The following is a 6,994-nucleotide window of genomic DNA, read 5'->3' as shown; positions in this document are numbered from 1 at the left end:
CCGTCATACATCGCGCCGAAGCCACGGCCGTTCAACAGGGTGCCGCCATGGATCCAGATCAGGACCGGCGCCTTCTTCGCCCCCTTGGGCACCGAGATGTTCAGGGTCAGGCAATCCTCACCCGACGCGGGTGGCGGATTGGTATAGACGCTGACGGCGGTCACGGTGGGCTGCACACAGGCAAGGCCCGGCGACCCGGCATCGCGCACCCCCTGCCAGGGCGGCAGCGGCTCCGGCGCCTTCCAGCGCAGGGGGCCGACCGGCGGCCGGGCATAGGGGATGCCGTTGAAGACATTCCGGTCGCCGATGATACGACCCTCCACGCTGCCAGCGGGGGCCTGGACCCGGGGATTATCCTGGGCCATGGCGGCAAAGGCCAGCAACGCGGCGGCGGCGCAGGCACCAAGGTGGCGAAGAATACGCATCATTGACCTCCGGTCCGGCCCGCTTCGGCCTTCAGCATCCGTGCCAACAGCAGATAGAGCGCGATGGCAATGAAATAGAAAGGCGTCAGCGTGTAGAAGGCGAGTTGCAGGGAATTGTCGGGATGGGTGCCCCGGAAATAATCGCTGGCCGCCCCCAGATAGGTGGGCCCCAGGCCCAGCCCGATCAGGTTCATGACCAGCAGCAGCAGCGCACCCGACATCACGCGCTGGTGCGGCTTCACCTCCTCCTGCACCAGGGTGACGGCCGGCGACAGGAAGAAATAATTGAGGATGGTCGGCCCGATCAGGAACAACAATGCCAGTTCCCATCCCGGCGCCCAGACAAAGCCGACAAAGAAGGGCACCGACGCCGCCAGCCCCGCAGCCGGGATCACGGCATAGGCCTGTTTGGACCGGGCACTGAACCGGTCGACCAGCCGGCCCGACACAAACATGCCCAGCGAAATGCCGATGCCGATCAGCAGCGCATAGTAAAGCGCCACCTCCTGCAGGGTCATGCCCTTTTCCCGCATCAGGAACAGGACCGTGAAATTCATCACGGCATAGGTCACAAACTGCGTCGCCCCACCGGCCAGGGACAGCAGAAGCAGGGTCCGCCGCCCGAAAAACATGGCGACTGTTTCCCAGAAACCGGCCTTGGCCGGCGCCTGGTCCGCAACGGTGCCGGGTGCCGGCAGGTCCAGCCCGCCGCGCCTGGGTTCCCGGATGGTGGTCCAGACAATGAACGCCGCCCCGATGCCGAACACACCCAGCACGATGAAGGCGCTGCGCCAGCTATAGGCCGCAGCGATGGAAGCACCGAAGGCCACGCCCAGCGCCTGACCCAGCGGCGGCCCCAGATTGAACAGGCCCAGCGCCGTCCCCCGCCGGCCCGGCGGGAAATAGTCGGTGATGATGGCATAGGATGGCGGCACGCCCCCCGCCTCCCCCACGCCCACCGACATGCGGGCCAGCACCAGTTGCGGATAGGTCGATGACAGGCCGCAGGCCACTGTCGCCGCGCTCCACAACGCGCAGGCGATCGACAGCACCTTCACCCGGTTGGTGCGGTCGGCCAGCCAGGCCACGGGAATGGAGATGGTGCAATAGAACAGGGCGAAATAGAGCCCGCTGATCAGGCCCAATTGCCCGTCGGTCACGCCCAGATCATCCTGGATCGGTTTGGCCAGGATCGACAGAAGCTGCCGGTCCAGGAAATTCAGCACATAGACAAAGCAGAGCGCACCCAGCACGTACCAGGCCCGCGCATCGGTCGGCGGGTATGGGGGCAGCGGCTGTGGCGGATGGACAGGGGTCATGGCTTGTTGCTCTTGGTTGCTGCGTGGCCTGTCGCGGATGGCCGCAGCCGTCATGATGCACGGCTGCGGCCGGATGCCTGACATATAATCAGAAGGCCTTGCGCAGGTTGAGCGCCACGAACCGGCCGATGGGGTTGTAATTACCCCCGATACCGTCGGTCGCGGGGAAGAAGGGCGGCTTCTTGTCGAACAGGTCGTTGACCTGCAAGGCCAGCTGCGTGCCGGACGTCATGCCGCTGTCGGGCAGGGTCCAGGTGACACGCAGATCGACCGTGGTATAGGGATCGGACTTGTAGGTGCCGATGCCGGTGGGGGTGCTGTAGGTGCTTTTGACGCCGGCCCGATAATTCACAAAACCGATAACGCCGACAGGACCGGCCACGGCCCCCAACGACGCCCGCGCCGTCGACCGGGGCAGCCCCAGATCCAGGCTGTCCGACACCGGGGCACCCGGCGACAATTGTGTATCGAACTTCAGGATGTAGTTGCCGGCGAGACCCGCAAACACCGCCCCGAAATCCGTGGTCCGGCGCCAGCCGATATCGAAATCCAGGCCGTTGGTCTCCCGGATACCGAAATTGCCCAGGCGCTGGTCCAGCAGATTGCCAATCTGCGGCAGGGGCGTCGGCAGATTGACCGGTGTCGCCTGCGCCAGCAGGCTCGCCAGTTGTGCCGGGGACGGATTGCGGTAGACGATGGACGCCAGCGTCGGGTCGGAGAACATCAACGCCGCCGCCGGTACGCCGATCGCGTCGGTAAAGCGGATGTCATAGAAGGTAGCGCTGGCCCGCACCTCCGGCAGGAAGCTGGGCAGCCAGTCGAGGCCGAACGAGTAGGTCCGGGCCTTTTCCGGCTGCAGGGTGCGATTGCCGCCCCGGAAATAGATGGTGTTGACCTGATCGGCACCGCGTGTCGGATCACGGGCGGCCACTGCCGCCGATGCCGCATCCAGATAATAGGCGCCCACCGTGGCCCCGACCTGACGCATGCCCGGCGCCCGGAAGGACCGGCCATAGGTGCCGCGCACCGTGACGCCCGCAAACGGGTCCCAGTTGAAGCCGACCTTGGGATTGGTCGTCGATCCGAAATCGCTGTAACGGTCGTACCGTCCCGACAGGGACAGCGACAGCCGGTGCAGCAGCGGCGCCTCGTTATCGGCCCCGACAAGGGGCGCGAAGATTTCGCCGAAGACGGAATAGATGTTCCGGCCCAGATTCTCCGGCACGGGAAACACGCCGACAAAGCCCCGCTGCTCGAACGTTTCCCGGCGATATTCGGCCCCTGCCGCGAACTTCAATTCCCCACCCGGCAGATCGAACAGCGGCCCGTCGATCTTGACTGCACCCAGGGACGTCTTCTGCTTGACGGTGACGCTGGTCGAATAATCGATGATGGACGCCACCACGGCGGGGGCCGTGCGCGTGCCGAACGGGTCCAGCGCCGTTGCGGTCGTGGTGCCGGCAGCGGCGGCGGCCAGCGTATAAGGGTTCACATCGGGGATGAAGGCGCTGTTGGTCGTCCAGCCGAAGGTGCCATAGGCGCTGAGATTGAGGTTGTGCGGCAGGGAGACATCAAGACCCAGAGAGGAATTCCCGACCTTGGCCCGGTCGGCGTTGATCACATGGTCCCGCCCATACAGATTGTCGGTGCGGAACAGCACCGTCTCCTGCGTGGCGTTGGTGCCGGGCGGGGCCACGAAGAACGGATTGGTATTGCGGATGGTCAGCGCCTGGATCGACGGCGCCGCCTGGATCTTGTCCTTGCGATCCGAATAGAGCAGATCACCCCACAGGGTGACATTTTCGCCCAGTTCCTGCCGGCCCGACACGAAACCGCTATGCATGCGGGTACGGGGGTAAAGGTCGACGGAGGCGCCATTGTCGCAATAATTGGTCGTGTTGGGCGCAAAGCCCGGCGCCGCATAGGTGATGGCACCCGTCTGCGGGATCAGGACATTCGGGGCCGGGCACGTGGTCAGCCGCGTATCGACGCCACCATAGGGGCGGAAATCCAGGACGCGGTAATCGCGGTCAGAGCCTTTGATATTGTCATTCTGCGTGTACTGATAAGCCGCCAGGATCGACCCGCTCCCCCAATTCTCCCCGACCAGGGTGCTGGCATAGGTCGAATGATAATGGTCGGCCACCCCGTGGCGGACATCGACCTCCGCGCCGGAGAACCGCTGGCGGGTGACAAAATTCACCACACCGGCAATGGCGTCGGAGCCATAGACGGAGGACGCGCCATCGGCGACCACCTCCACCCGTTCGATGGCCAGACCCGGCAGGTGCGGATAATCCGGATTGGTATCGTTGGCGGCAGCCCCGACCAGACGGCGGCCATTCATCATCACCAGCGTCGCAGAGGAGGGCAGCGCGCGCAGGCCGGGGGCGAAGGGGCCGAAACCGGCGCTGCTGGCACGCGGCGCGGTATTGAAACTGTTCAATTGCGGCACGCTGGCCAGAAGGTCGGGCGTGCTGGGGGCGCCGACCGCCTCGATATCCTGTCGGGAAACGCTGATCAGGTTGGAACCCGTCGGCGGCACGCCCCGGATTCTGGAACCGGTGACGATGATTTCCTCAAGAATACTGTCGGACGCGCCGGACGGGGTGCCGGTGGCGCCCGCCGTCTGCGCCGATACCGAACCGGTGGTCAACAGCGTGATGACGGCCGCCGATGTGCCGGAAAGCGCGATACGCCGCGCGGCGTTCCTGGCCCCTGACATGCGAACTCCTCCCTTGTTTGGTTTTGGCTTTCGTCAAGCGATAGCCCGGACTTCGGGGGGCGTCAAGTTCATTCATTTAGTGGTAAATGAAATTTCTGTACTGTGTTGGGATTGCTTGACCAGACGCGGTTCCCACGCCCATCGTCTCCCGTGAAAGAGCGGATGGATCGCGTCTTCGCCGGACGTGTCCTGTCAGAAAGGCCGGAGGGAATGGCAGCAGAGCCGAAACCAACGGGTCGCCGAACGCGCGCGGAACAGCGGGCGGCGACCTTGAAACTGATCCTGGACACCAGCGAGGACCTGTTCTCCCAGCTCGGCTATTTCGGGGTCACGATCAAGGATGTCGCGGACAGGATGGGCATCCATCCCGCGCTGATTCACTATTACTTCGACGGCAAGCAGGCGTTGTTCGACGCCGTGTTCGAACGCCGCGTGCAATATACCGTCGCCACGCGCACCGCGGCCCTGGATGCATATGAAGCGGCGACCGGTGACAGCCCCACCGTCGAAGGCGCGCTGCGCGCCTTTTATGACGGCGCGTTCGACATCTATATCAATGGCGGCGACGGCTGGCGCAATTTCGGCCGCATCTTCGCCCAGGTCAACAACGCGCCCGGCTATGGCGCGGAGAAGATGGACACCTATTTCGATCCGCCGGTTCGCCGTCTGGTCGGCATCCTGCGAAAGGCCCTGCCAGGTGCCCCGCTGGATGATTTGTACTGGTGCTTCCAGTTCACGTCGGGCGCCTATACGCTGATCCTGTCGCGTACCGGACGCATCGACCGGTTGTCGGATAATCTTTGTTCATCCGATGATTACGAGGCGGCCCGTGAACGGTTCGTGACCTTCATGGCCGGCGGCTTCGAAGCGCTTTACAAGCGGCGACAAAAGGCGGAATGACGGCCGCCCCGACCGGCAGGGAGGGGGCGGCCTGTATATTCAACCGGCCGGCAGGCGTGCCTGGCGAAGGGCAGCCCGGCGCACCTTCCCCGCCTCGTCACGCAGCGGCTCGTCTGTGAACTCCACGCTTTTCGGCAGCTTGTAGCGGGCCAGACGTTCAGCGACAAAGGCCAGGATTTCGGCCTCTGCCAACGCTTCCCCTGCCACCGGTTGAACGATGGCGTGGACGCGGGCGCCCCATTCCTCATCGGGTAGCCCGATCACGGCGCTGGTCCGGACGGACGGGTGCGCGTCCAGCGCCGCCTCCACCTCCGCCGGATAGATATTGGCGCCGCCGGATATGATCAGATCGTTGCGCCGGTCGGACAGGTAGAGATACCCATCGGCATCCACACTGCCCAGGTCGCCCGTCGCTTCCCACTCCCCCATACGCTTGGCCGTACTTCCAAGGTAATGATAGGTCGACCCGGCGCCGCCATGGGGCCGGAAATAGACCTCCCCGACCTCACCGGTTGGCTTGGGCCCTCCTTCCGCGTCCAGAATCGCCAGGTCATAACCGTCACGAACCCGGCCGACGGAGCCACGATGGGCCAGCCAGTCCGTGCTCGAGATCATGGTCGACCCGATGGCCTCCGTCGTTCCGTAATATTCATGCACACGCTCGCTCCCCAGCCAGCCGATCCACGCCTCCTTCAGCCAGGGGGCGCAGGGGGCCGCCATGTGCAGCATCATGCGCAGGCTGGGCAGCGTGAAACCCGACAGGATCTCCGGCCCCAGATGCCAGATGCGATGCATCATGGTCGGCACCAGCGTCACCCAGTTCACCTTGTGAGCGTCGATCAATTGCAGGGACCGCAGCGCATCGAACCGCCCCATCTCGACGATGGTGGCCCCCACGCACAGGCCCATGAAGATGCAATGGAACGGGGCGTTATGATAAAGCGGCCCGGGATTGAGAAGAACGTCACCGGGACGCTGGCCCAGGAACCCCTCCCCCGGATTCCATCGGGCCGGCATGGCATCGACGATCACCTTCGGCCGCCCCGTGGAACCGCCGCTGGTGATGGCCTTCCAGTGAGGGGAAACCGCCTCCGGCAGCGGGTCGGCCGAATAGCTTTCCAGATCGCCAGCCCCGGCGGCCAATGCCGTGATGCCATGGCCCGGCGGCGTCCCGATAAACAGCCGGGGGCGGACAATCTCCAGGATCGCCGCCATTTCCGGGGGTGGCAGCTTGGCCGCCACGATATTGGGCACCGCCCCCAGCTTCCAGATCGCAAAAACGCTTTCATAGAAATCCAGGCCATTGGGCAGGGCCACCGTCACGAAGTCGCCATGGCCGACGCCGTGTGCCATCAGCATCCGTGCGCGGCGGTTGGCGCGCGCGTCCAGTTCGCCAAAGGAAATGGATACATCACCCAGAATCAAGGCCGCCCGGGAGGGGGAGCGGCGCGCATGGTGGGTGAGAATGGAACTGAATGCGACACCGTCATTGGACATTGCGACACCTCCTGACTGGAAATCCTCCCCGGCGGCGCCTTCTTTTGAACTGGTCGGGACGAATGGGCCGGCGGATCGTGACCGCCAACTCATTAACTTAGTAGTAAATGAATGAAAAGCGAAATCAG

5 protein-coding genes are annotated in these 6,994 nt (G+C 64.4%); 1 reads left to right on the top strand and 4 read right to left on the bottom strand.

The window, feature by feature from the left end; all coding sequences use genetic code 11:
• From KBA48_RS10905 to KBA48_RS10895, 3 genes are all read right to left on the bottom strand, one after another.
• Positions 1 to 428, bottom strand: a 428-nt coding sequence (locus KBA48_RS10905; protein ID WP_292906140.1) for a carboxylesterase family protein, incomplete at its 3' end; no start/stop codon positions are given.
• The gene (locus KBA48_RS10900; protein WP_292906138.1) at positions 425 to 1,744 is read right to left on the bottom strand and encodes an MFS transporter; all 1,320 of its coding nucleotides are present in this window, start codon (positions 1,742 to 1,744) and stop codon (positions 425 to 427) included. The genes KBA48_RS10900 and KBA48_RS10905, both read right to left, overlap by 4 nt.
• Positions 1,745 to 1,832: 88 nt before the next feature.
• The gene (locus KBA48_RS10895) at positions 1,833 to 4,469 is read right to left on the bottom strand and encodes a TonB-dependent siderophore receptor (RefSeq protein ID WP_292906136.1); all 2,637 of its coding nucleotides are present in this window, start codon (positions 4,467 to 4,469) and stop codon (positions 1,833 to 1,835) included.
• 270 nt (positions 4,470 to 4,739) lie between these two features.
• Between KBA48_RS10895 and KBA48_RS10890 the strand changes: the two genes are divergently transcribed.
• Complete coding sequence (locus KBA48_RS10890; protein ID WP_292906134.1) at positions 4,740 to 5,369, top strand: TetR/AcrR family transcriptional regulator; 630 nt, start codon at positions 4,740 to 4,742, stop codon at positions 5,367 to 5,369.
• Positions 5,370 to 5,408: 39 nt separating this feature from the next.
• Here the strand turns inward: KBA48_RS10890 and KBA48_RS10885 are convergent, their stop codons facing one another.
• Complete coding sequence (locus KBA48_RS10885; protein ID WP_292906132.1) at positions 5,409 to 6,866, bottom strand: AMP-binding protein; 1,458 nt, start codon at positions 6,864 to 6,866, stop codon at positions 5,409 to 5,411.
• Between the last annotated feature and the right edge of the window lie 128 nt (positions 6,867 to 6,994).

It is taken from the genome of Niveispirillum sp. (assembly GCF_017996735.1).
Classification (GTDB): domain Bacteria; phylum Pseudomonadota; class Alphaproteobacteria; order Azospirillales; family Azospirillaceae; genus Niveispirillum.
Note: the sequence above shows the minus strand (reverse complement) of the source record. Positions and strands in the feature narration are given on the sequence as shown.